This window comes from Pseudomonas sp. NPDC090592, assembly GCF_044769185.1.
Lineage (GTDB): Bacteria > Pseudomonadota > Gammaproteobacteria > Pseudomonadales > Pseudomonadaceae > Aquipseudomonas.
The window spans coordinates 19555-41916 of sequence record NZ_JBIVXJ010000029.1; the positions used below are offsets into that span (position 1 = coordinate 19555).

At 62.1% G+C, this 22362-nt stretch carries 20 protein-coding genes and 1 tRNA gene; 6 read left to right on the forward strand and 15 right to left on the reverse strand.

Translation table 11 applies throughout. From position 1 onward, the window contains the following. Positions 1 to 62 precede the first annotated feature (62 nt). A complete protein-coding gene (locus ACIQUI_RS22280) occupies positions 63 to 596 on the forward strand; it encodes a DUF3299 domain-containing protein (RefSeq protein WP_403202766.1) in 534 nt (177 codons plus the stop codon). A 109-nt stretch (positions 597 to 705) separates the two neighbouring features. Next, positions 706 to 1389 carry an OmpW family protein gene (locus tag ACIQUI_RS22285; protein WP_016497769.1) on the forward strand — a complete coding sequence of 228 codons (684 nt, stop codon included), beginning with the start codon at positions 706 to 708 and terminating at the stop codon, positions 1387 to 1389. On the opposite strand, the gene ACIQUI_RS22290 is transcribed toward ACIQUI_RS22285, so the two are convergent. Continuing rightward, positions 1377 to 2570 carry an MFS transporter gene (locus ACIQUI_RS22290; RefSeq protein ID WP_403202768.1) on the reverse strand — a complete coding sequence of 398 codons (1194 nt, stop codon included), beginning with the start codon at positions 2568 to 2570 and terminating at the stop codon, positions 1377 to 1379. The two genes, ACIQUI_RS22285 and ACIQUI_RS22290, sit on opposite strands and share 13 nt — an antisense overlap. A gap of 101 nt (positions 2571 to 2671) precedes the next feature. Between ACIQUI_RS22290 and ACIQUI_RS22295 the strand changes: the two genes are divergently transcribed. Next, positions 2672 to 3115 (forward strand): winged helix-turn-helix transcriptional regulator, encoded by a 444-nt coding sequence (locus tag ACIQUI_RS22295; RefSeq protein WP_403202770.1) that lies wholly within the window; start codon positions 2672 to 2674, stop codon positions 3113 to 3115. A gap of 133 nt (positions 3116 to 3248) precedes the next feature. Here the strand turns inward: ACIQUI_RS22295 and ACIQUI_RS22300 are convergent, their stop codons facing one another. From ACIQUI_RS22300 to ACIQUI_RS22310, 3 genes are all read right to left on the reverse strand, one after another. After that, positions 3249 to 4181, reverse strand: coding sequence for an NAD-dependent epimerase/dehydratase family protein (locus ACIQUI_RS22300; RefSeq protein ID WP_403202772.1), 933 nt, complete (start codon positions 4179 to 4181; stop codon positions 3249 to 3251). Beyond that, positions 4174 to 5058, reverse strand: a complete 885-nt coding sequence (locus ACIQUI_RS22305; RefSeq protein WP_403202773.1) for a sugar nucleotide-binding protein — start codon at positions 5056 to 5058, stop codon at positions 4174 to 4176. The genes ACIQUI_RS22300 and ACIQUI_RS22305 overlap by 8 nt, the downstream gene beginning before the upstream one ends. Positions 5059 to 5285: 227 nt before the next feature. Next, positions 5286 to 6095: a helix-turn-helix domain-containing protein gene (locus ACIQUI_RS22310; protein ID WP_403202775.1), complete on the reverse strand. Its 810-nt coding sequence runs from the start codon at positions 6093 to 6095 to the stop codon at positions 5286 to 5288. Positions 6096 to 6273: 178 nt separating this feature from the next. Here ACIQUI_RS22310 and ACIQUI_RS22315 point away from each other — a divergent pair, with 178 nt between their 5' ends. Beyond that, positions 6274 to 7716, forward strand: a complete 1443-nt coding sequence (locus ACIQUI_RS22315) for an alanine/glycine:cation symporter family protein (protein ID WP_403202777.1) — start codon at positions 6274 to 6276, stop codon at positions 7714 to 7716. Positions 7717 to 7788: 72 nt separating this feature from the next. Beyond that, positions 7789 to 8778 carry an asparaginase gene (locus tag ACIQUI_RS22320; protein WP_403202778.1) on the forward strand — a complete coding sequence of 330 codons (990 nt, stop codon included), beginning with the start codon at positions 7789 to 7791 and terminating at the stop codon, positions 8776 to 8778. A 64-nt stretch (positions 8779 to 8842) separates the two neighbouring features. Here ACIQUI_RS22320 and ACIQUI_RS22325 read toward each other — a convergent pair. The 9 genes from ACIQUI_RS22325 to ACIQUI_RS22365 all read right to left on the reverse strand — a co-directional run bounded on the left by ACIQUI_RS22325 (position 8843) and on the right by ACIQUI_RS22365 (position 19761). Then, positions 8843 to 8938 (reverse strand) — tRNA-Sec (locus tag ACIQUI_RS22325). Positions 8939 to 8944: 6 nt separating this feature from the next. Next, a complete protein-coding gene (gene selB / locus ACIQUI_RS22330) occupies positions 8945 to 10867 on the reverse strand; it encodes a selenocysteine-specific translation elongation factor (protein ID WP_403202823.1) in 1923 nt (640 codons plus the stop codon). Further along, positions 10864 to 12291, reverse strand: a complete 1428-nt coding sequence (gene selA, locus ACIQUI_RS22335; protein ID WP_403202779.1) for an L-seryl-tRNA(Sec) selenium transferase — start codon at positions 12289 to 12291, stop codon at positions 10864 to 10866. Before selA ends, selB begins: the two co-directional genes overlap by 4 nt. 160 nt (positions 12292 to 12451) lie before the next feature. After that, positions 12452 to 13372 carry a formate dehydrogenase accessory protein FdhE gene (fdhE, locus tag ACIQUI_RS22340; RefSeq protein ID WP_403202781.1) on the reverse strand — a complete coding sequence of 307 codons (921 nt, stop codon included), beginning with the start codon at positions 13370 to 13372 and terminating at the stop codon, positions 12452 to 12454. Between the two features lie 4 nt (positions 13373 to 13376). Beyond that, positions 13377 to 14033 carry a formate dehydrogenase subunit gamma gene (locus tag ACIQUI_RS22345; RefSeq protein WP_403202782.1) on the reverse strand — a complete coding sequence of 219 codons (657 nt, stop codon included), beginning with the start codon at positions 14031 to 14033 and terminating at the stop codon, positions 13377 to 13379. Next, on the reverse strand, positions 14030 to 14980 hold the full coding sequence (gene fdxH, locus ACIQUI_RS22350; RefSeq protein WP_403202783.1) for a formate dehydrogenase subunit beta: 951 nt from the start codon (positions 14978 to 14980) through the stop codon (positions 14030 to 14032). The genes ACIQUI_RS22345 and fdxH overlap by 4 nt, the downstream gene beginning before the upstream one ends. Then, a complete protein-coding gene (gene fdnG, locus ACIQUI_RS22355) occupies positions 14980 to 18048 on the reverse strand; it encodes a formate dehydrogenase-N subunit alpha (protein ID WP_403202785.1) in 3069 nt (1022 codons plus the stop codon). The genes fdxH and fdnG overlap by 1 nt, the downstream gene beginning before the upstream one ends. A gap of 543 nt (positions 18049 to 18591) precedes the next feature. Beyond that, entirely contained in the window at positions 18592 to 19062 is a 471-nt protein-coding gene (gene cynS, locus ACIQUI_RS22360; RefSeq protein WP_403202787.1) for a cyanase, read from the reverse strand. A 39-nt stretch (positions 19063 to 19101) separates the two neighbouring features. Next, positions 19102 to 19761: a carbonic anhydrase gene (locus ACIQUI_RS22365; RefSeq protein WP_167063166.1), complete on the reverse strand. Its 660-nt coding sequence runs from the start codon at positions 19759 to 19761 to the stop codon at positions 19102 to 19104. Between the two features lie 110 nt (positions 19762 to 19871). Between ACIQUI_RS22365 and cynR the strand changes: the two genes are divergently transcribed. After that, complete coding sequence (gene cynR, locus ACIQUI_RS22370) at positions 19872 to 20759, forward strand: transcriptional regulator CynR (RefSeq protein WP_403202789.1); 888 nt, start codon at positions 19872 to 19874, stop codon at positions 20757 to 20759. 147 nt (positions 20760 to 20906) lie between these two features. Here the strand turns inward: cynR and ACIQUI_RS22375 are convergent, their stop codons facing one another. Together ACIQUI_RS22375 and ACIQUI_RS22380 are read right to left on the reverse strand one after the other, a co-directional pair. Beyond that, a complete protein-coding gene (locus ACIQUI_RS22375) occupies positions 20907 to 21383 on the reverse strand; it encodes a DUF1348 family protein (RefSeq protein ID WP_403202791.1) in 477 nt (158 codons plus the stop codon). 211 nt (positions 21384 to 21594) lie between these two features. After that, positions 21595 to 22176, reverse strand: a complete 582-nt coding sequence (locus ACIQUI_RS22380) for a TetR/AcrR family transcriptional regulator (RefSeq protein ID WP_403202792.1) — start codon at positions 22174 to 22176, stop codon at positions 21595 to 21597. Between the last annotated feature and the right edge of the window lie 186 nt (positions 22177 to 22362).

Genomic DNA, 22362 nt, shown 5'->3' on the forward strand with positions numbered 1-22362 from the left:
TCTTCGCGGGCACGCCCGCTCCCACAGGCTTCGAACCTTGCACAGGACCTGTGGGAGCGGGCATGCCCGCGATGAGGCCAGCAAGGCCAATGCTACTGACCCTGCTGTTGCTGATAGCAATGCCTCTGTGGGCCGCCGAACCCAAAGAGCTGGACTGGCCCGCCCTGATCCCCGAAGGCGCCCCGGTCATCCCGCCACAACTGGCGCCATTGCACGACATGTCACAACTCAGCAACGCCTTGTCTGCCGAGTCCGCCCCGCCCGCACGCCAGCAAGCCCCCGACGCGCCGGTGGTCAAAAGCCTCGACGGCCAGCAAATCAAGTTACCCGGCTACATCGTGCCACTGGAGGTGAGTGAAGAAGGCCGCACCACCGAATTCCTGCTGGTCCCTTACTACGGTGCTTGCATCCACGTGCCGCCTCCACCGTCCAACCAGATCGTGCATATCTTCAGCGAGATGGGCGTGCGCGTCGAAGACCTCTACCAGCCCTACTGGATCGAGGGAAAGATGCAGGTTAGAGCCTCCAGCAGCGAACTGGCCGACGCCGGCTACCAGATGGAAGCCGAGAAAATATACGCTTATGAGCTGAAATGAGAACCGCTTCGAATTCGTAACGACGCTTCCTTGAGCTGGGTCAAACAATCCGTTTAGACAGCTCCGTACCATTGGACTACTCGATTAATAACGTCCTTTGGGAGCTTCCATGAACAAGTCTTTGCTCGGCGCCTCGCTTGTGGCCCTTGCCCTCGCCGCCCCTGCCGCCCACGCCTACCAGGCGGGGGACATGATCTTGCGCGCAGGCGCCATCACCACCGCCCCGAACGAGAGCAGCGGCGACCTCAAGTTCGACGGCAACAAGGTGTCGGGCACCAAGGCGACCCTGGACAGCGACACCCAGCTGGGCCTGACCTTTGCCTACATGCTCACCGACCACATCGGCCTGGAGCTGCTGGCAGCCACCCCGTTCAAGCATACCGTCGGCGTAAAAGGCCTGGGCGGCGGGCTGGACGGCAAGCTGGCAGACATCAAGCAACTGCCACCGACCCTGTCGCTGCAGTACTACCCGATGGAGCCGAACTCGCGCTTCCAGCCGTACGCCGGCGTGGGTATCAACTACACCCTGTTCTTTGACGAAGACCTGAGCAGCGCGCGCAAGCAGCAAGGCTTCAGCAACCTCAAGCTGCAAGATTCGGTGGGTATTGCCGGCCAGTTGGGCATGGACTACATGCTGACTGAAAACCTGCTGGTCAACGCCTCGGTCTGGTATGTCGACATCGACACCAAGGCCAGCGTCAATGGCCCGACCGCGCTGGGCTACAGCAAGACCAAGGTCGACGTCGACGTCGACCCATGGGTGTACATGGTCGGCCTTGGCTACAAGTTCTGACCGGAACACCGAAGGGCGGCTCCAGCCGCCCTTTCTCGTCGCAGCCACAGCCAATAGCCCAGCGCGACCGCACTGATGGCCATGCCAAGCCCGCACACAGCCGCCCAACCCCACCGGGCATATACCCAACTCGCCAGCACTGCACCCACGCCGCTACCAACCGAGTAGCAGCACATGTAGGCACCTATCAAGCGGCTGGCCATCGCGCCACGCCCGGCCAGCAACAGGCTCTGGTTGGTGACATGCACCGCCTGCACGGCAAAGTCCAGCATCAACACACCCATCACGAAGGCCAGCAGCGAATGCTCGACGAACGCCGCGGGCAGCCACGACAGCGTTAGCAGCGCCAGCGCCAACCCGGTTGTGCGCTCACCACGCCCCATGTCAGCCAAGCGCCCGGCACGCGAAGCCGCCAACGTACCTGCAACCCCTGCCAGGCCGAACAGGCCGATCTCGGTATGGCTCAAGGCCAATGGCGCAGCGCTGAGCGGCATGACCATGGCACTCCACAGCACGCTGAACGCGGCGAAGATCAATACGCCGAACAATCCACGCTCGCGCAGCAGCCTGTCGCGCCGGTACAAGTGGAGCTGCGACACGATCAGCTCTCGATAACCAGGCCGCTGCGCCAACGGCTGCCCGTTTGGCAAACAGCGCCACAGCACCAGGGCCAGCGCCAGCAACAGCCCGGCGGCAATCAGGTAGACACTGCGCCAGCCGGCCAGGTCAGCCAGCCCACCCGCCACCAGGCGCGCCAACAGAATGCCCAGTACAATGCCGCTGGTAACGGTGCCTACGGCTTGCCCTTGCTCACCGGGTGAGGCCAGGCTGGCAGCATGCGCCACCATCACCTGCACCATGACGGCCATCAACCCGGTAATGGCCAATGCCAGCAGCAACAGCCCCCAACTCGGCGCCATGCCCACGCCGACCAGTGCCAGCGTGGAGAACAGCAACTGGCCCAGCAGCAAGCGCTTTCGGTCGATCAGGTCTCCCAGCGGCACAATCAGCAGCAGCCCCAGGGCATAGCCCGCCTGGGTCGCGCCGACTACCCAGCCAATCTGCTGCCGTGCCACTCCCAGCTCGTAGGCAATCGACTCGAGCAAAGGCTGGGCGAAGTACACGGTCGCAACTGCCATGGCACTGGTGACGGCAAGCAGCAGGGTTATCCAGCGTGTCATCGGGTCGGCCTCGCCAATGTGGTTTCGAATTGAAACCACTTATGGCTATTTAGCAAATGTGGTTTTAATCTGCAACCAGTCAATCAGAACAGGCTCACCTCATGCTCGACGAAAACAATGCGCAATGCCCCGTGGCCCGAGCCCTGGAGGTATTGGGGGACCGTTGGGCGCTGATGATCCTGCGCGATGCCTTCGATGGCCTGCGGCGCTTCAGTGAGTTTCAGAAGAACCTGGGGCTGGCGAAGAACATTCTCGCCTCACGGCTGAAGTTGCTGGTGGAGAGTGGCTTGCTGGAGATGCAGCCGGCCTCGGATGGGAGTGCCTACAAGGAATATGTGCTGACCGAGAAAGGGCGATCGGTGTTTCCGGTGGTGGTTGGCTTGAGGCAGTGGGGGGAGCGCTTTCTGTTTGAAGCAGGCGAGGTACGTTCGGAACTGTTCGATGCTGTCAAAGGGCAAGCTATCGAGACTTTGCAGGTACGGGCTTTGGATGGGCGAGTAATGAAAGCCGAAGATTGCCTGCGCAGAGTGGTGCGGCATGGGTGAATGCTGGGGCTGCTGTGCAGCCCTTTCGCGACACAAGGCCGCTCCCACAGGGTGCGCATGTCCATCGGCTTTACGCTATCGCTGTGGGAGCGGCCTTGCGTCGCGAAAGGGGCGCAAAGCGCCCCCCAAGGGTTCAGCCTTTACCGAGAAGCTTGGCAAGACCCTCGACCATCGGTGTCGCCTCCGGAAACTCGAACCGCGCCAGCAAACGCTGGTTGTCCGCCCGCGAATGGCGAATATCACCCGAACGCGCCGCCACATGGCTGATCGCCGGCAATTTGCCCACCACTTTCTCCAGCGCCACCAGCAACTGGTTCAGTGAAGTGGCCTGGTTGAGGCCGATGTTTACCGCGCCCTCCTCGACCTGCTGCTGCTCCAGCGCCTGCACCATCACCTGCACCAGGTCGCCTACGTAAAGGAAGTCGCGGGTCTGTTCGCCATCACCAAAGATGGTAATCGGCAAACCCTGCACAGCACGCTCGCAGAAGATGCTGATCACCCCGGAATACGGCGATGACGGGTCCTGGCGCGGCCCGAAGATATTGAAGAAGCGGAACACCACCGGTTCCAGCCCATGCTGGCGTCGGTAAAAGTCCAGGTACTGCTCACTGGCCAGCTTGTCCACCGCGTACGGGGTCAAGGGCGCCTTGGGCGTGTCTTCGGCAATCGACTCACCCTCGCCATTGTTGCCGTACACCGCTGCACTGGAGGCGAACAACACCCGCCGCACACCCTGCACACGCATGGCTTCACATACGTTCAGGGTGCCGATGAAGTTGCTCTGGTGGGTGCGCACCGGGTCTTCGACCGAGGCCTGTACAGAAGCTACGGCCGCCAGGTGCACCACGGCACTGCACCCCGCCGCAGCCTGGGTGACCAGCGCAGCATCGGCTACATCGCCTTCGATCAGCTGCAACCGTGGGTGGGTGACCTGCAAGTTGCTGCGCCGACCTGTGGAGAAGTCGTCGAGAATGCGTACGGCGTAGCCTTTGTCCAACAACGCATCGCACAGGTGGGAGCCAATGAAGCCGGCACCGCCGGTGATCAGGATGAGGGCGTCAGCCATGGCGGTAGAACCGGTCCAGTAGAGGCGGCAAGCCCGCGCGCCAGGCACGCGGCTTGATGCCGAAGGTATGAAGGATTTTCTTGCAGGCCAACACCGCGTGCTGTGGCTCTTCGCTTGCGTCCGGGCGGGCGGCATGGGCCTGCGGCGTCGGTGCCTGCACGGCCAGCTGACGGTATTGACCGGCTTCGGTCAGGATCGCCTGGCCCAGCGCCAGCGGCGTGGTCGCCTCGTTGCCGGCGTAATGGTAGGTGCCCCACAGCGGCGCACTGCAGTCGAGCTGCTTGAGCACCGACAGGATCACCCGCGCGGCATCGTCGACCGGTGTCGGGTTGCCACGCCGGTCATCCGCCAGCAGCAGCTCTTGTGGCTGCTCGGCACAGGTCAGGAAGCGGCCCAGCGACCCGTCGATGCTTTCATCCAGCAACCAGCCAAAGCGCAGCAGCACATGCTGCGGGCAAGCCGCGCGCACACTCTGCTCGATGCGCCACAGCGCCTGGCCACGCAGGCCCAACGGCACCGGTTCGTCTTTTTCGCTGTAGGCCGTGGCCCGCGAACCATCGAACACGCGGTAGCTGGAAGGCTGTACCAGGGTGATCTGGTGGTGCTGGCACAGTTCAGCCAGCCGCTCCACCGCCCGCTCCTGTTGAGCCAGGCGTTGCTCGCTGACCGACTCGGCCTGGAACCAGTCGAAGTAATAGGCCAGGTTGACCAGGGCGTCGGGGCGGTGATCGTCAAGCAGCTGGGTGAGGTTGGCCGGCGTCCAGCCGTTCTCGGGCGGGCGCGGCGCCAGGAATGCGATGTCCTCCTCGGCCCCAAGACGAATCAGCGCTTGCCCGAGGGCATTGCCACCACCCAACAGCATTAGGCGCATACGCATAGAGTCAGCAGATCCGGAGAGGTTGATGAGGGAAAGGGGTCATTTTGCGGTTTCCGCTGCGGGAAGTCCAACCACAGGCCTTATTGAGTTGCCTGTCCCGGCCCCTTCGCGGGTGAACCCGCTCCCACAGGTAGGATGCCACCTTCAGGTTTGGTGAAGTGTTCAGGATCCATACAGCACGTGTGGGAGCGGGTTTACCCGCGAAGAGGCCAGTACAGTCGCTACAGCTATTCAACCTCAAACAAGCTGTTGCGCAACGGCCCCACACTCAACCTATCACGTACATCATCATCTATACGCGGATCATCCGGCCGGTACAGTTTCACTTGCCTGAAGGCATTGATCCGATTGATCTCCTCTCCCAGGTATTCCCACACCACACGGGTACAAGCCGGGTTACGCCGGTCGCCGCTTGAAACACCGGCCTTCAGGCCATTGAGGCGGGTAATACGGCTTTTGAAGCTGGGGATGAGGATGGTCTGGCTCATTTCGTTGTACGTGAGCGACTCGTAGTCGATCAGGAACACCCGGTCCTGAAGCTGGAACGCCGCGCCCAGGTAACGGCAGCGTACCTCGGCATGCTGGTCATTGGCGCTGGAGCGCTCCTGTCGCTCCTGGCGCTCGAACAGGAAGCGGCCGCGCTCTTCCCACAGGTGCACCAGCGACACCAGGATGGTGCCCGGTACCGACATGCAGTTGGAATACTCGAAGTAGTAACCGCAATAGCGCGACAGGTTGCCGGCGTGCTCGTGCAGTGGGCGGAAAAGTTCGCTGATCGGATCGCTGGGCTGCTCGGCCAGCGTCGACACGCGTGCGCCAATCAGCCGGGCGAACTGCTCGGCGGGCAAGTTCAGCTCGTAATCCTCGACCCCGAAGAAATCGCCGATGCGTTTGAGGTTGAACGCCGTCGGACGGCTTTGCCCGCTCAGGTACTTGTTGAACTGCGCGCGGTTGATCGAAAGCTGGCGGCAAACTTCGGAGATAGAGCGGTAGTGGCTGCAAGCCAGCTTGAGGTTGGTAGCGAAATGATCGCTCATGTGCGGGACCCAGGTGACGCGAATGACGCCATTGTAGCATCAAGTCGCGTCAACTAAGAGCAACCCGCGAAATTGTAACCACTCTTGTCATGGCCAACCATGCGCCCCAACGAATAGCGGTGCGCCTGCCGTCCGCTGGTCTTTCCACACGAAGAATAAGAATCGAGGTCATTCTCCAATGCTCGAAGTAATCAACGATTTCCTTTCGGGGAAACTCCTCATCGTGCTGATCGTAGGGCTGGGTAGCTATTTCACCATCCGCTCCCGGTTCGTCCAGTTCCGCCACTTCGCCCACATGTTTGCCGTGTTCAAGGAATCGCTGCGTGGCCAGGCAGGCCAGCTGAGCTCCTTCCAGGCCCTGATGCTGAGCCTTGCCGGCCGCGTGGGCGCCGGTAACATCGCGGGTGTCGGTATTGCCGTGACCCTGGGTGGCCCGGGTGCCGTGTTCTGGATGTGGGTCACTGCCCTGGTAGGCATGTCCAGCAGCTTCTTCGAATGCACCCTGGCCCAGGTGTACAAGCGCGCCGATGGCGACGGCCTGTACCGTGGCGGCCCTGCCTACTACATCCAGCATGGCCTGAAGCGCAAAGGCATGGCCATCGTGTTCTCGCTCCTGCTGTTGGTCACCTACGGCTTCGCCTTCATCGGCCTGCAGTCGTACACCGTGACCCACTCGCTGCAGAACGCCTTTGACTTTGCCCCAAGCCAGACCGGTATCGTCCTGGCCGTGTTGCTGGCCATCACCTTCATCGGCGGCATCAAGCGTATCGCTGCGGTGTCGGACCTTCTGGTACCGATCAAGACCCTGGCCTACATCGGCGTGACCCTGTATGTGATCGGCACCCAGATCGAACACGTGCCGGCCATGCTGGAAACCATCTTCAAGAGCGCCTTCGGCCTCGACCCGGCCTTTGGTGGCCTGCTCGGCAGCGCCATTGTCATGGGCGTGAAGCGTGGCGTGTTCGCCAACGAAGCGGGCCTGGGTAGCGCGCCGAACGTCGCCGCCGTGGCGGCCGTGAAACACCCGGGTGCCCAGGGCGTGGTCCAGGCCTTCAGCGTGTTCCTCGACACCTTCGTGATCTGCACCTGCACCGCGCTGCTGATCCTGCTGTCGGGCTTCTACACCCCAGGCTTCGAGGGTGACGGCATTGTCCTGACCCAGAACTCGCTGGCCGCCGTGGTCGGTGACTGGGGCCGTGTGTTCGTCAGCGTGGCACTGTCGCTGTTCGTGTTTACCTGCATCCTCTACAACTACTACCTGGGCGAGAACAGCCTGCAGTTCCTCACCCGTAACCGCGTGGTCCTGATGGGGTTCCGTGGCCTGGTGCTGGCACTGGTGGTATGGGGCTCGATGCAAGACCTGTCGACCGTGTTCGCCTTCGCCGACATCACCATGACCTGCCTGGCCTTCGTCAACCTGGTGGCCCTGGCCCTGCTGTTCAAGGTCGGCCTGCGTGTGATGCGTGACTACGACGAGCAGCGCAAGGCGGGTATCCAGCAGCCAGTGTTCGATTCGACCAAGTTCGCCGACCTGGACCTGGACCGCAACGCCTGGCCTGCCAATCCGCAGGCGGAAACAGCCACTGACAAAACAGTCGGCCAGGCTCAGCCTCAGCGCTGATACGCTGCCCTGCCCAGCCGCCCCTTCTGCGGGCGGCTTTTCTTTCTCCGCTCACCGCTACGGATGTTTTCCATGCGCGCAGTAAAGAATCTTCTCGTTCTCTATACCGGTGGCACCATCGGCATGCTCGAAACCCCGGAAGGCCTGGCGCCGGCGGGTGGTTTTGATGCACGGATGCGCGAACATTTCGCCCACATGGCCGATGCGCCCCAGCTGCAATGGACCCTGCAGGAACTGAACCCGCTGCTCGACAGCGCCAACATGCAGCAGCACAACTGGCTGGCGATGCGTGATGCCATCGTCGAGGCAGTGGACGTGGCGGGCCATGACGGCGTGCTGGTGCTGCACGGCACCGACAGCCTGGCGTACAGCGCTGCGGCGCTGTCCTTCCTGCTGCTGGGCCTGCCGGTACCGGTACTGCTGACGGGTTCGATGCTGCCTGCCGGCGCGCCGGACAGCGACGCCTGGGCAAACCTGTGCGGCGCGTTGCGCCAGTTCGAACACGGCCTGGAGAATGGCGTGCAGCTGTACTTCCACGGCCAGCTGCTGCATGGCTGCCGGGCGTCGAAGCTGCGCAGCGAGGCGTTTGATGCCTTTGCTGCGCTGCCGCGCCATCGTGACGGTGAGCATGCTGCTACGGTACCTGCCGAACTTGGCTACAAACACCCGCGCCAACCGGTCAACCTGGCCATAGTGCCGGTGTTCCCGGGGTTGCAGGCCGGGCACTTGCAGGCGCTGATCGACAGCGGTGTGCAAGGGTTGCTGCTGGAATGTTACGGCAGCGGTACCGGGCCATCGGATGACCAGGCGTTGCTGGAGGTGCTGAGCACGGCGCGCCAGCGCGGCGTAATGCTGACCGCTATCAGCCAGTGCCCTGAGGGTTCGGTGGTATTCGATACCTATGCGGCGGGTAATCGCTTGCGCGGGGCCGGGCTGGTCAGTGGTGGTGGCATGACCCGTGAGGCGGCGCTGGGCAAGATGGTTGCACTGCTGGGGGCTGGGTTGGATATAGATGCAGCAGAACAGTGGTTTGCCCTGGATCTGTGCGGGGAGCGGGCTTAGCTTTTAGCCTTTACGGCCTCTTCGCGGGCACGCCCGCGAAGAGGCCCTGACAGGCAAAAGATAATGGCGGAAGGCAGCGGGAGTCGAACCTGCCCGGGAACGGCTGCCGTCCCCAACCGGGTTTGAAGCCCGGCCGCGCCACCGGGCGCGATTGCCTTCCTTGAACTCAGTGCCTGGCCTGTTGCTGGGCCAGGGCGCTGTCGGCACGGATGTGACGCTGGTCGGCCACCCTCCGGGTCAGGCCGATGCGGTCGAAGTATTCCAGAATCTGCACACTGCGCTTGCGACCAATACCCAACATATCGCGAAACGCGGCGACCTGCACTATCGGCGTTTCGCTGGCCTGCCCCAGCAACAGCTCTGCCATGCGCTGTAGCGTCGCCTCAGGGTAGAACAAGTCACGTACCACCTGGTGCACCAGGCCCAGCCGGGCCAGCTTGCGCAACAACAAGCGCACATCGGCTTCGGCGCAATTCTCTTCACTCGCCAAGGTCCTGACCCAAGGCGGATCATATAGCCCCGCCAGCAATTTCGGCTGCAAGCGCGCCCACAACGCACTATCGGCTTCGCTCAATTGCACCTTGTGATCGGGTAGGTGCAGCCAGGGCCCGCTGCTGCTGATGGCGCGTTCATCGAGCAGTTCATCCAGCAAGCTGACGAATGCCGGTCGCTCCAGGGGCAAGGCCGCAAAGCGGCGCAAGCGGTCACGATCCGGGCCGAGTTGGTCGGGCTCCTGCTCGTGAAACCGCGCCAAGTGCCCCAGCACTTGTTGCTTCAGCGCCAGCCACTGGCCGCTGGCAAACAGCAGTTGGCCCTGTCGCGTTGCCACTACCAACACATCCTTTGGCAAATGCCAGGTTGCGCGCAGGCGATTGAACTGGCGCTCAAGGCGCTGCGGGTCGAGGCCGCCGGGAGCGCTGGCGAGCAGTGCCGGCAACGCCTGCTCCAGGTCCTCGGCATCTCGCAGCACCTGCAACTGACGCAGCCGCTCATCGCTGCGGCGCTGCCGGGTAGGCGCGAACGGGTCGAGTACCTTGCCGCCGCCCAAAGTGCGCTGGGCACGCTGGTCGCGCAGCACCAGGCGATCACCGTGCACCGCCTGCAACGGCGCATTGAGCAGCAACTGAGCGAACATGCGCTGGCCTGCCGCCAAGGTTTCACCTTCCAGCAAGGCAACCCGGGCCGTTACATCCTGAGTGCCAAGGTGCACATGCACAGCGCTGAAATGTTCAAACGTGCGGGTCTCACCCGGCAGCAGGCTCAGGTCGATATCCACCCGCACGCTGGGCGCATGCAGCCAGTCGGGCACCAGCCAGTCACCCCGATGTACCTGCTCCATCGCCAGGCGTTCGGCAGCAATATTCAGCGCCACCCGCTGGCCCGCCTCAGCCATCAGCGCGGCCTGGTTCTGCGCATGCAGGCCGCGCACCCGCACCGGTTTACCGGCCTTGCCCAGCAACAAGGTGTCGCCAGTACTCACCCGCCCGGCCAGCGCCGTGCCTGTGACCACCACGCCCGCACCGGTCACGGCAAAAGCACGGTCAACCGCCAGGCGAAAGCCGCCACGCGCAGTACGCTGTCGCACCTGTGCTTCGGCCTTCAGCAAGGCTTGGCGCAACGCGTCGACACCTTCACCGGTGATACTCGACAACGGGAACTGCGGCGCCCGGGCATAGGGCCCCGGCGCCAGCAAGGCACTGACCTGTGCCTGTACCTCGGCCAGGCGCGCCGCCTCGACCCGGTCGGCCTTGCTGATTGCAACCAGCGCCTGGGGAATGCCAAGCAACTCGACAATCGCCAGGTGCTCGCGGGTCTGGGGCATGACCCCGTCGTCGGCAGCCACCACCAGCAGCACCACGTCGATGCCGTGGGCACCGGCCAACATGTTGTGGATAAAGCGCTCGTGGCCCGGCACGTCGATGAAACCGGTCAGCGGCGCGCCTTCGGCCAGCGCCGCATAGCGGTAGCCAAGGTCGATGGTCATGCCGCGGGCGCGTTCTTCCTGGCGCTGGTCGCCGGCCTGACCAGTAAGGGCATGGAGCAACGCAGTCTTGCCGTGGTCGATGTGGCCGGCGGTGCCGACGATCACTGCACTGGCCCCAGTTGCAAGGCCGGTAGCTGCGCCAGCCACTGGGCCTCATCGTCGAGCTGGCGCAGGTCCAGCCACAGGGCGTCGTCATCGATGCGGCCGAGCACCGGCACCGGCAGGCCGCGCAGCGCCCGCTCCAGCACATGCAAGCTGCGCCCGCGCAACTTTTTGGAGACCTGCGGGCGCAGGCACAGCGCCGCGCTGGGCAGGCGCGCCACGGGCTGGCTGCCACTGCCGATCATGCCCAATGCAGGCTCTACGCTGACGGCCCATTGCTCGCCGAGACAGGCTTTGAGTTCAGGTGCCAGGCGCTCGGCCTGCGCCTGGATTTCCTCCCCGCGGCGAGTCAGCAAACGCAAACTGGGCAGGCGCTCGGCCAGGCGGTCAGGGTTGCGGTACAGCGCCAGCACTGCTTCAAGTGCTGCAAGCGTGATCTTGTCGACACGCAGGGCGCGCTTGAGCGGGTTTTTCTTGATTTTGCCGATCAAGTCCTTGCGGCCAACGATGATCCCCGCTTGCGGCCCGCCCAGCAGTTTGTCGCCGCTGAAAGTGACGATATCAGCGCCATCAGCCAGGGCCTGGCGCACAGTCGGTTCGGCGGGCAGGCCCCAGCGGGTAAGGTCGAGCAGGCTGCCGCTGCCGAGGTCTTCGAGTAGCGGCAGTTCATGTTGACGGGCGATCCGCGCCAGCTCGGCAGTGGGCACCTGGGTAGTGAAGCCTTGAATGCTGTAGTTGCTGCAATGCACGCGCATCAGCAAGCCGGTACGCGGGCCGATGGCGGCTTCGTAGTCACGGGCGTGGGTGCGGTTTGTGGTGCCAATTTCGTGCAGCTTCACGCCCGCCCGGGCCATGATGTCGGGGATACGGAATGCACCGCCAATCTCGATCAGCTCACCACGGGAGATGATGCCCTCCTTGCGCGCGCCAAGGCTGTTGAGCGCCAGCAATACAGCGGCCGCATTGTTATTGACCACGGTGACGGCCTCGGCGCCGGTCAGCTCGCGGATCAGGCCTTCGATCAGGTCGTCGCGATCACCGCGCTTGCCGGTGGCCAGGTCGAATTCGAGGTTGAGCGGGTAGCGGGCAGCGGTTTGCATGGCCTCGATGGCTTCTTCGGGCAGCAGGGCGCGGCCGAGGTTGGTATGCAGTACGGTGCCGGTGAGGTTGAAGACGCGGCGGACCTGGCTGCGTTGTTGCGCGGCCAGGCGTTCGCCGGCGCGGCCCAGGAGGATTTCAGGGGACAGTTCGGCGGCACTGAGCTGGCCGTTGCGCGCAGGATCGCGCAGGTCGTCCAGCAGTTGGCGCAGGGTGGCCAGGACCGCGTCGCGGCCGTGGCGGTCGATCAGCGGGAGGCAGGCCGGGTGGCGCAGGAGGGTATCGATGGAGGGCAGGCGTGGGGTGTCGCTGGCGAGGCTGTTGGACATGCGGTACTACCTTGGACTGGTCCGTTGTCTGTACTGGCCTCTTCGCGGGCATGCCCGCTCCCACAGGTACTGCACCGGCTTTCAAGTGGGTGCTGTACCTGTGGGAGCGGGCGTGCCCGCGAAGAAGGCGACTCGGTCTTTCAGTGTAGACACTCACCCACTAACCGGGCGCGAGCATCAGGTTGGGCGCCAACCGATGAAAGCCCTCCTCGTCCAGGCGTATATCCAGCGCCAGGCTGGCCAGGTCGTCGGCCAGCGCCTCGGCGGCTGCGTCGTTCTCCAGATAATTCTGCTTCAGGTAGGTATTGCACCCGGGGCAGCACTCGGCCCGCAGCGGCGCCTTGCCCGGTGCATGGCGGTCATCCTCAAGGCTGGTATATCGCAGGTCCTTGCTCGACTCGCAGTACACGCACTTGACCCGCACCACATGCCATTCACAGGCACACAACGAACACACCAGATAACGCAGGCCGTTGTGCTTGCCACGGTTGCGTACCACCCCGGCCATCGCTGGCGAACCACAGGCCGGGCACTGGGCCAGGCTGCCTCCCGGTTTGAGCTCGGGGGCCGGCAACGCCAGCAGCCAGCTGGACCAGGCCGCCTGCAACGCAGCCCCGAGGAACGGCACCAGTGCCGCCGGCACCGCATCGTACTGGCCCGCCAGCAAAGCGATACCCCATCCCTTGCGCAGGTTGTCAGCACTGCCACGCAGCACCTGCAAGGCCTCACCCAACGGGCCACTGGTTTCACCGTTGAAGTGCTCAAGGAGGGCCTGCAACCAAACCAGCCAAGGCCCTTCGCGCACCAGGCTGTCAGCCGCCAACGGCGGCAAACCATGGCTTATGCACAGGCGCTGACGCTCCTCGGCCACCGGCATGCCGCCGGGTGGGTTATCCACAAGCTGCTGCTGAATGCGGCACAACCGTGCGACCAGTGTCAGGTAGTCGCCAAGGACGTTGCCCTCGGCCAACTGCTCCAACCGCACGGCGCGCAGCTCGAACAGATTGGCGGGAGGCAGGTGCAGAAACGGCGGCATCACCGCCGATGCTTCGATCTGCCCGGGTTCGAGTATCGTGCTCAAGCGCTTATCCTTCTTTTCTTCCATGATTGCCCGGCGTCTTGTCGCCGGTCACTTCGCTGTACCACAACTCATGGTGCTTGCGTGCCCAGGCGCGACTGACCCAACCATGCAGCATGGCGCCGATCGAGCCCTTGATCCAGATACCGGCATAAATGTGCACGATGATGCTGAGGATGAGCACGAAACCGGCCAATGCGTGAGCAAGCGATGCCAGGCGAATGGACCCTATGTCAAAGAAATGGCTGAAATAGGCACGCCAGATCACCACGCCGCTGAGCAGCAACACCAGCATGCACAGCAGTAGCGTCCAGAACAGCAGCTTCTGCCCGGCGTTGTACTTGCCAATGGGTGGCACGCCATCCTCACGATTGACCATCACCCGATCAATGCGACGCAACCACAGGCGGTCGTTCGCGGTGATGAAGTTGGCGCGCCAGAAGCGGATCACCAGGCCGAGGAAAAAAACGAACATCGCCACACCCATGAACGGGTGCAATATGCGTGTCCACGGCCCGCCACCAAACAAGTGGCTGAGCCAGAACAGCGCCGGGTGAAAAAGCGCCAGCCCGGAAAGCCCGGCCATGAAGAACAGGATGGCGACGACCCAGTGGTTGGTCCGCTCGTTGGCGTTGTAGCGCAGGATGGGTTTGTTGTCGTTCATGGCCGCTGCTCCCCTTGCCCACCGGGTTTGGTCGGATCATAGACATGGACCGCAGGATCCACCTGATGCACGCTGTCATGCGGCGGCGCGGGGTGCTCGTCCTCCTCGACCCGCTGCGGCCCAACCCGCACGTAATGGAAGAACCCGGCCAACACCGCCGCGCCCATGGCCAGCAGCGCCAGCGGCTTGGTGAAGCCTTTCCACAGCCCCACCAGCGGGCTGATCACCGGCTGGTCCGGCAAGCCGGCGTACAGCTTCGGCGTGTCGGCATGGTGCAGCACGTACATCACGTGGGTGCCGCCGACGCCATCCGGGTCGTACAAGCCGGCCTTGTCGTAGCCCCGCGACTTCAGGTCGACGATGCGCTCGGCGGCGTGCACTTTCATCTCGTCCTTGCTGCCAAACACGATCGCACCGGTCGGGCAGGTTTTCACGCAGGCCGGCTCCAGCCCTACGGTCACGCGGTCGGAACACAGGGTACATTTGTACGCCTTGTGGTCCTTCTGCGAGATGCGCGGGATGTTGAACGGGCAGCCGGTGATGCAGTAACCGCAGCCGATGCAGTGGTCCTGGTTGAAGTCGACGATGCCGTTGGCGTGCTTGATGATCGCCCCTGGGCTTGGGCACGCCTTCAGGCACCCTGGGTCGGCGCAGTGCATGCAGCCATCCTTGCGGATCAGCCACTCCAGGTTGCCGTCGTCGCGCTCGTGCTCGGTGAAGCGCATCAAGGTCCAGGTTTCGGCCGTGAGGTCCTGGGGGTTATCGTAGGTGCCGTGGTTGTGGCCGACCTCGTCACGCAGTTCGTTCCATTCCGAGCACGCCACCTGGCAGGCCTTGCAGCCGATGCACTTGGTGGTGTCGATCAGCTTGGCGACTTCCTGCTGCTGGCGTACCGAAGGCGGTACGGTGGTGGTGGCCGAGCGGGCGATGATGTCTTGGCTGGCCATCAGAGTTTCTCCACTTTGACGAGGAACGACTTGGACTCTGGCGTCTGGGTGTTGCCGTCACCGAGGAATGGCACCAGCGTGTTGGTCAGGTAGCCATGCCGGGTTGCGCCGGTGAAGCCCCAGTGCAACGGGATGCCGATCTGGTGCACGGTCTGGTTGTTGACCTGCAGCGGGCGAATCCGCTTGGTCACCACAGCCACCGCATCAATATGCCCGCGCTTGCTCGACACCCGCACCCGGTCGCCAGCCTTGATGCCTTTTTCGTTGGCCAGCACCTCGCCGATCTCGACGAACTGCTCGGGCTGGGCGATGGCGTTCAGGCGGCAGTGCTTGCTCCAGAAGTGGAAGTGCTCGGTCAGCCGGTACGTGGTCGCCGCATAGGGGAACTCGTCGTGTGTGCCCAGGGTGTCCCACACCGAGTCGAAGATGCGCCCGGCCGGGTTGCTGACCACTTTCTTGTTCTGCGGGTGCAGCGGGTTGATGCCGATCGGCGTCTCGAACGGTTCGTAGTGCTCGGGGAACGGGCCCTCGGCCATCTTGTCGATGGCGAAGAAACGCGCCACACCTTCAGGGTTCATGATGAACGGGTTCATCCCCGCCTCAGGTGGCGAGTCGACCTTGAAATCCGGCACGTCGGTACCGGCCCAGGCCTTGCCGTTCCACCACACCAGGCGTTTTTTCTCCGGGTCCCACGGCTTGCCTTGCGGGTCGCTTGAGGCACGGTTGTAGAGGATGCGGCGGTTGGCCGGCCAGGCCCAGGCCCAGTTCTGCACCTGGTGCATGCCAAATGGGTCGCTGTTGTCGCGGCGCGCCATCTGGTTGCCCTGCTCGGTCCAGCAGCCGGCGAAGATCCAGCAGCCGGACGCAGTACTGCCGTCGTCCTTCATCTGGGCGAAGCCCGACAGTTGCTGGCCCGCCTTGAGCGTGGCGCCGGTGGCATCGGTAAGGTCGGTGACCGCCCAGCCGTTCATTTCCTTGGCCAGCTCCTCCGGGGATGGCTCCTCAGGGATCTTGTATGGCCAGCTGATGTTCATCATCGCATCGGGGTAGGCGCCGCCCTCGGCTTGGTAGCGTTGGCGCAAGCGCAGGAACAGCTCGCTCATGATCTGCACGTCGGTGCGGGTCTCGCCCGGGCCATCGGCGCCCTTCCAGTGCCACTGCAACCAGCGGCTGCTGTTGACCAGCGAACCGTCTTCCTCGGCAAAGCAGGTTGTGGGCAGGCGTATGACTTCGGTCTGGATGTTGGCCGTATCGACATCGTTGAACGGCCCGGCGTTGCGCCAGAACTCCGAGGTTTCGGTGGCCAGCGGGTCCATGATCACCAGCCACTTGAGCTTGGCCAGCGCGGCCGTAACGCGGTTCTTGTCCGGCAGCGCGGCGATCGGGTTGAAGCCTTGGCACATGTACCCGTTGACCTTGCCCTGCCCCATCATTTCGAACATGCGCAATACGTCGTAGGCCGGCACATCGAGCTTGGGCAGCCAGTCATAGCCCCAGTTGTTTTCTGCGGTGGCGTTTGCGCCATACCAGGCCTTCATCAGGCTGACGTGGAACTTGCCGTAGTTCTGCCAGTAAGAAAGCTGGCCCGGACGCAAGGGTTTGGATGCGCGCTTGTCGATATAGGTGGCGTAGTCCTGCTCGGCATCACCCGCCAGGGTCAGGTAGCCCGGCAGCGAGTTGGACAGCAGGCCGAGGTCGGTCAGGCCCTGGATGTTGGAGTGCCCGCGCAGGGCGTTGACCCCGCCACCCGGCATGCCGACGTTGCCCAGCAAGAGCTGGACCATGGCCGCACTGCGGATGATCTGTGCGCCAATCGAATGCTGCGTCCAGCCGAGCGCATAGAGGATCGTCATGGTCTTGCCCGGTGCCGAGCAGGTGGCGATCTCTTCCCAGACCTTCATCATGGCGTCCTGCGGCATGCCGCAGGTCATGCTGGCGATTTCCGGGGTATAGCGGCTGTAGTGCTGCTTCATCAGCTGGAACACACAGCGTGGGTGCTGCAAGGTCGGGTCAACCTTGGCAAAGCCGTCCTCGCCCAGCTCGTAACCCCAGCCAGACTTGTCGGCATACACGCGCTTGGCCTCGTCGTAGCCGCTGAACAGCCCGTCCTCGAAGCCATAGTTCTCTTTGACGATGAACGACACGTCGGTGTAGTTGCGCACGTATTCGTGCTGGATCTTGTCGGTGCTCAGCAGGTAGTTGATCAGCCCGCCCATGAAGGCGATGTCGGTACCGGTACGGATCGGCGCGTAGTAATCCGCCACCGAGGCGGTACGGGTAAACCTCGGGTCGACCACGATCAGCCGCGCTTTGTTGTGCGCTTTCGCCTCAGTCACCCACTTGAAGCCGCACGGGTGCGCTTCTGCTGCGTTGCCACCCATCACCAGGACCAGATTCGCGTTGGCGATATCGGACCAGTGGTTGGTCATGGCGCCACGGCCATACGTCGGGGCAAGACTTGCCACCGTCGGGCCATGTCAGACACGTGCCTGGTTATCGAACCCCAGCATGCCTGTTGCGCGGACGACCTTGTGGGTCAGGTAGCCGGCCTCGCTGGAGGCGGCGGATGCAGCGAGAAAACCGGTGGTGAGCCAGCGGTTGACGGTTTGCCCCTGGGCGTTCTTCTCGATGAAGTTGGCGTCGCGGTCCTGCTTCATCAGCCCGGCAACGCGGTCTAGCGCCTCATCCCAACTGACCCGCACCCACTCCTTGCTGCCCGGCTTGCGTACCTCGGGGTACTGCAGGCGGCTCGGGCTGTGGATAAAGTCCAGCAGGCCGGCGCCTTTCGGGCACAGCGTGCCGCGGTTGACCGGGTGGTCGGCGTCACCTTCGATATGGATGATGTTCTGTTTGACGTTTTTACCCGCGTCACCCTGGCTGTACAGGATCAGGCCGCAGCCGACCGAGCAGTAGGGGCAGGTGTTACGCGTCTCTTTGGTGTGCGCCAGCTTGAAGTGACGCACCTGCTCGGCAAAGGCCGGCGTCGGGGCCATGCCCAACGCCGCCAGGCTCGAGCCTCCAAGGCCGACAGCGGCGACCTTGAAGAACTGCCGACGGTTGAGATCCATCGTGCACTCCTGATCAGGTGGTGGACGCTCGGAACATGGCCGGCGCCTCTTGGTAGTCACGGTGGCGGCTTTTTGATGGCTGCCAATAGATAAGACTAGTCAAGAATCGGGAAGGTGCGATGACGTGGATCAGTGGCAGATGCTGTTGCTGGCGCTATCTGCGCCAAGCACTGTGCACAGGCCCTAGCCATGGCACTGTTCCAGTTGGAGATTGCCCAGCCCATTGGGCTGCGCTGTCGCGTCAAGAACTGATGCCGGGCGCACCGCCTACCCTGTGGGAGCGGGCGTGCCCGCGAAGAATCCACCGCGGTGCATGGCACCGGCTGCGCCGGTGTTCGCGGGCACGCCCGCTCCCACAGGGTCCCTGCTAAATCAGTAAGTGATAGGTAGTTCTATGAGAGTCAACCCAGGAACAAAACGAGTAACAGTTTCATGGTAATTACCTGTACTGAGGGCGCAAGGAGGCCTGAGCATCCAATTGGCGCTCAGTCGTCATGAATGTTGGGGATGGCCCGGCGCAGCAAGGCGCCGGGCCGAGCTACATCAGAAGGGCTTGGTAGGCAGGTACTTGCCGTCCAGGGTGATCACTGCACGGTGGCCACCGTCGGGATCTTCGACCTTCTTGATGTCCAGCTTGAAATTGATGGCACTGATGATGCCGTCGCCGAACTTCTCGTGAACCAGCGCTTTGAGGGTGGTTCCATACACCGACATCATTTCGTAGAAACGGTAGATGGTAGGGTCGCTCGGCACACCGTCAAAGAAGCTGCCGCGGATCGGCATCGATTGCAGCAGTGCCACTTGATCAGCATCGAGGTCGAGCTTGTCGCCTACGACCTTCGCGGCGCTTTCAGGCAGCGGATGTTGGCCCAGCAAGGCAGCGGTGACAAAGGCCTCGGACAGGCCGGTACCGTCAACGATCTGCGCGAAGGACAGGTCCTTGCGGGCCTTGGCCAGAATGATGATTTCGGTCAGTTCCTGGCGAGCGGTGCGGGTAGCTTGAGTCTGGATCATGGTAAGTCTCCTGGGTAGGTAAAGGCGTAGGTACAGGTTTCAGGCAACGTGCCTGGCTTGTTGGGAAACGGCGTGGACTTCAGGGTTTTCTGCAAGCGACACGAAGGCCCCGGTGCTGCCATCAAAGGCGTCGATGCGCCCGGTTTCGATGTCATAGATCCAGCCATGCAGGGTGACGCGGCCCTCTTCGAGCGCCAGGCGAACGGATGGGTGGGTCTGGATGTTGGCCAGTTGCGCGATGACGTTTTCGCGCACCATGGAAGCGACTTTGCTGGGTTTATCGGGGTGCTGACGGGCTTCGTTAACCACCTTGGCCGAGTCGGCGTAGCGCAACCAGCCGGCTACGGCAGGCATGTGATCCAGGCATTTGCAGGTTGCAATGGCGGTCATCGCGCCGCAGTCGGAGTGGCCGCAGATCACGATGTCGGCAACGTTGAGCCCGGCCACCGCGTACTCGACCGAGGCCGAAACACCCCCCGGCTCCGGGCCATACGACGGCACGATGTTGCCGGCGTTGCGGATGACGAACAGGTCGCCTGGCTCGCGCTGGGTAACCAGTTCAGGCACCAGCCGGCTGTCGGAGCACGAGATGAACAGCGCCTTTGGACTTTGCTGGTTAGCCAGGTCCTTGAACAGTTTGACCCGCTCAGGGAAGGCGTTTTGCTGGAACTTCAGAAAACCGTCGATGATCGCTTTCATGGTTGCTGTCTCAATGTCGCTGGGTGTGAAACAGAGATTAAGCAACGCATGACATAAGGTAAAAGTCTCATTTATTATGCAGTTGATCAGATAATCTTATGGGTTAAGGCATGCTCGCTCGGCACATCCAGTACTTCCTCGCGGTTGCGGAACATCTCAGTTTCACCAAGGCTGCAGCGGCGTTGCATGTCTCTCAACCGGCCTTGTCACAGCAGGTGAAGTTGTTGGAAGAAAGTCTTGGAGCGCAGTTGTTCGACCGCTCTGGACGCGCAACGCGATTGACCGACGCGGGCGACGTTTATTTGCTTTATGCGCGCCGTGCCTATCAGGAACTACGCGAAGCTAAAAACGCTATTCATGACGTGAGCGACCTCAGCCGCGGTTCATTGCGGGTTGCGGTAACGCCGACATTCACAACCTATCTGGTGGGGCCGCTGATCGAGGCATTTCATTCCAGGCACCCCAAGATCACCGTCAACCTGAAAGAGATCTCCCAGGAGCGCATCGAGGAGTTGCTTTTGGCAGGAGAACTGGACCTAGGGATCGCGTTCGATGAAATAAATACGCCGGACATTGAAGCCGTCCCCTTGCTGAACGAAACACTCGCGCTAGTGGTAAACCGCAGACACCGCTTGGCCGAGGAGCGGGCAATAACATCGCAAGGTCTGAGTGCCGAGTCTCTGGTTCTGCTCAGTACAGAGTTTGCCACTCGTGATCAAATCGACCGCTACTGCCGCAAACACGAGATCCGCCCTCAGGTGCAGATGGAGGCCAACGCACTTGGCGCGGTGATTGAAATAGTTCGCCGGACAAATCTCTCGACCTTGCTGCCTGCCAGAATTGCATTGGCCCATGACGACCTGGTGGCCATCACCCTGGAGCCAGAACGCTTGCAGCGAACGGCCGTTCTTTTACGGCGAAAAGAAGCTTATCTGAGTGCGGCGGTGGGGGTTTTCATCGAGCTGGCCAAAGAAGTGTCCAGCGGGCTTGATGAGTGAAGTAGCCACGAGGGTTGACGGCGCTGCTTGGCGCCTGGGGAAGGAAGACGACACTTGCGGTTGGTTTCGGCGTGATTGCCATGCCAACACCGTGGGTAAAGCAAAAAACCTGATCCTTCAGCTGTGAAGGACCAGGTTTGCCACGGCTTACAGGCCCAGTTCAGTCAGGCCTGGGTGGTCATCCGGGCGGCGCCCCAGTGGCCAGTGGAACTTGCGCTCGCTTTCCTTGATAGGCATGTCGTTGATGCAGGCGAAGCGGCGGTGCATCAAGCCATCGGCTTCAAACTCCCAGTTTTCATTACCGTAGGAGCGGAACCAGTTGCCCGAGTCGTCGTGCCACTCGTAGGCGTAGCGGACGGCGATGCGGTTGTCGGTGAAGGCCCAGAGCTCTTTGATCAGGCGGTAATCCAGCTCTTTCTTCCACTTGCGAGTGAGGAAGCCCTGGGCTTCTTCGCGATTGCTTGCAAACTCGGCGCGGTTACGCCATTGGGTGTTCAGCGTATAGGCGAGCGCAATTTTTGCGGGCTCGCGGGTATTCCAGCCATCTTCGGCAAGGCGGACCTTCTCAATCGCGGATTCACGAGTGAAAGGAGGAAGTGGTGGACGAGCTTGTTGATTGGACATGGGAGTGCCTCCAGGGCAGTGGATACATTAAAAGAGTTAGCATTCATTAAATAAGACCAATGCGGCTTGGCCTAATTGCAGCGATATTGAATAACGTGTCGCGTTGATTGAAAACGTGCAGCCGATAGCCATCGTCAGTGACAGCAGCAAAATGCTGTTACTGACGGCTCATCAAAAACAATACAAGGATAACGCTTAACGTGTAACCAAGTTATCGAGCGTTTGTGCGCTTCGCTTCCTTGAGTAATAACTTCGCTACTTCTTTTGCACTCTCAAGAGAGGAATGGTCCCCCATTACACGGGCCACGGTAATCGTGCCTTCTATCAGCACAAAGAGTTGCCTCGCCAAACCCATCGGATCTTCGACTGCCAATTGGCTGGTCAGCTCAAACGTGTAGTCCAGCAGCTTTTGCTTATGCAGTTTAGCAATCTGGCGAATAGGGTCTTCTGCATCGCCGACTTCCCCGGCGGTATTGATAAAAGCACAACCCCGGAAACCGTCCGATACGAACCAACTCTTGAGCACATCAAACATACCGATAATGCGTGCTTGCGCAGATTCGGCTTTGTCACATTCGCTTCTGAACCACTGCATCCAGCGTACATCGCGGGCGTTGAGTGCCGCCGCAGCGACATCGTCTTTGTTCGCGAAATAACGGTAAATACTTTTACGTGCTACGCCCGAGGTCTTTACCAACAAGTCCATGCCCGTGGCATGAATCCCGTTCTCGTAAATTAACTGCTCGGCAGTCGCCAGAATTTTTTCGCGTGTATCGGTTATTGGCTTATCCATGTAGCCAGAGTAGAACGACCGTTCTCCCCGGTCAAGCACCTGTTGAAAATTTTTCGATTGCAGGTTCGGAGAGTGTGTTTGATGCGCAGATTTAACCCGGGGGCCCAACCTGACCGTCACCCTGCACCGAGCTGCCTCAACTGTTAACTGGGCGGTTCGGCAGCGTGACCGCCATTGCAGCTGAAG

What these genes read in the sequence shown, in the direction of transcription:
- ACIQUI_RS22280 (WP_403202766.1), top strand. Translation starts at nt 63, where the DNA reads ATGCCCGCGATGAGGCCAGCAAGGCCAATGCTACTGACCCTGCTGTTG.
- ACIQUI_RS22285 (WP_016497769.1), top strand. Translation starts at nt 706, where the DNA reads ATGAACAAGTCTTTGCTCGGCGCCTCGCTTGTGGCCCTTGCCCTCGCC.
- ACIQUI_RS22290 (WP_403202768.1), bottom strand. Translation starts at nt 2,570, where the DNA reads ATGACACGCTGGATAACCCTGCTGCTTGCCGTCACCAGTGCCATGGCA.
- ACIQUI_RS22295 (WP_403202770.1), top strand. Translation starts at nt 2,672, where the DNA reads ATGCTCGACGAAAACAATGCGCAATGCCCCGTGGCCCGAGCCCTGGAG.
- ACIQUI_RS22300 (WP_403202772.1), bottom strand. Translation starts at nt 4,181, where the DNA reads ATGGCTGACGCCCTCATCCTGATCACCGGCGGTGCCGGCTTCATTGGC.
- ACIQUI_RS22305 (WP_403202773.1), bottom strand. Translation starts at nt 5,058, where the DNA reads ATGCGTATGCGCCTAATGCTGTTGGGTGGTGGCAATGCCCTCGGGCAA.
- ACIQUI_RS22310 (WP_403202775.1), bottom strand. Translation starts at nt 6,095, where the DNA reads ATGAGCGATCATTTCGCTACCAACCTCAAGCTGGCTTGCAGCCACTAC.
- ACIQUI_RS22315 (WP_403202777.1), top strand. Translation starts at nt 6,274, where the DNA reads ATGCTCGAAGTAATCAACGATTTCCTTTCGGGGAAACTCCTCATCGTG.
- ACIQUI_RS22320 (WP_403202778.1), top strand. Translation starts at nt 7,789, where the DNA reads ATGCGCGCAGTAAAGAATCTTCTCGTTCTCTATACCGGTGGCACCATC.
- selA (WP_403202779.1), bottom strand. Translation starts at nt 12,291, where the DNA reads ATGTCCAACAGCCTCGCCAGCGACACCCCACGCCTGCCCTCCATCGAT.
- ACIQUI_RS22345 (WP_403202782.1), bottom strand. Translation starts at nt 14,033, where the DNA reads ATGAACGACAACAAACCCATCCTGCGCTACAACGCCAACGAGCGGACC.
- fdxH (WP_403202783.1), bottom strand. Translation starts at nt 14,980, where the DNA reads ATGGCCAGCCAAGACATCATCGCCCGCTCGGCCACCACCACCGTACCG.
- cynS (WP_403202787.1), bottom strand. Translation starts at nt 19,062, where the DNA reads ATGATCCAGACTCAAGCTACCCGCACCGCTCGCCAGGAACTGACCGAA.
- ACIQUI_RS22365 (WP_167063166.1), bottom strand. Translation starts at nt 19,761, where the DNA reads ATGAAAGCGATCATCGACGGTTTTCTGAAGTTCCAGCAAAACGCCTTC.
- cynR (WP_403202789.1), top strand. Translation starts at nt 19,872, where the DNA reads ATGCTCGCTCGGCACATCCAGTACTTCCTCGCGGTTGCGGAACATCTC.
- ACIQUI_RS22375 (WP_403202791.1), bottom strand. Translation starts at nt 21,383, where the DNA reads ATGTCCAATCAACAAGCTCGTCCACCACTTCCTCCTTTCACTCGTGAA.
- ACIQUI_RS22380 (WP_403202792.1), bottom strand. Translation starts at nt 22,176, where the DNA reads ATGGATAAGCCAATAACCGATACACGCGAAAAAATTCTGGCGACTGCC.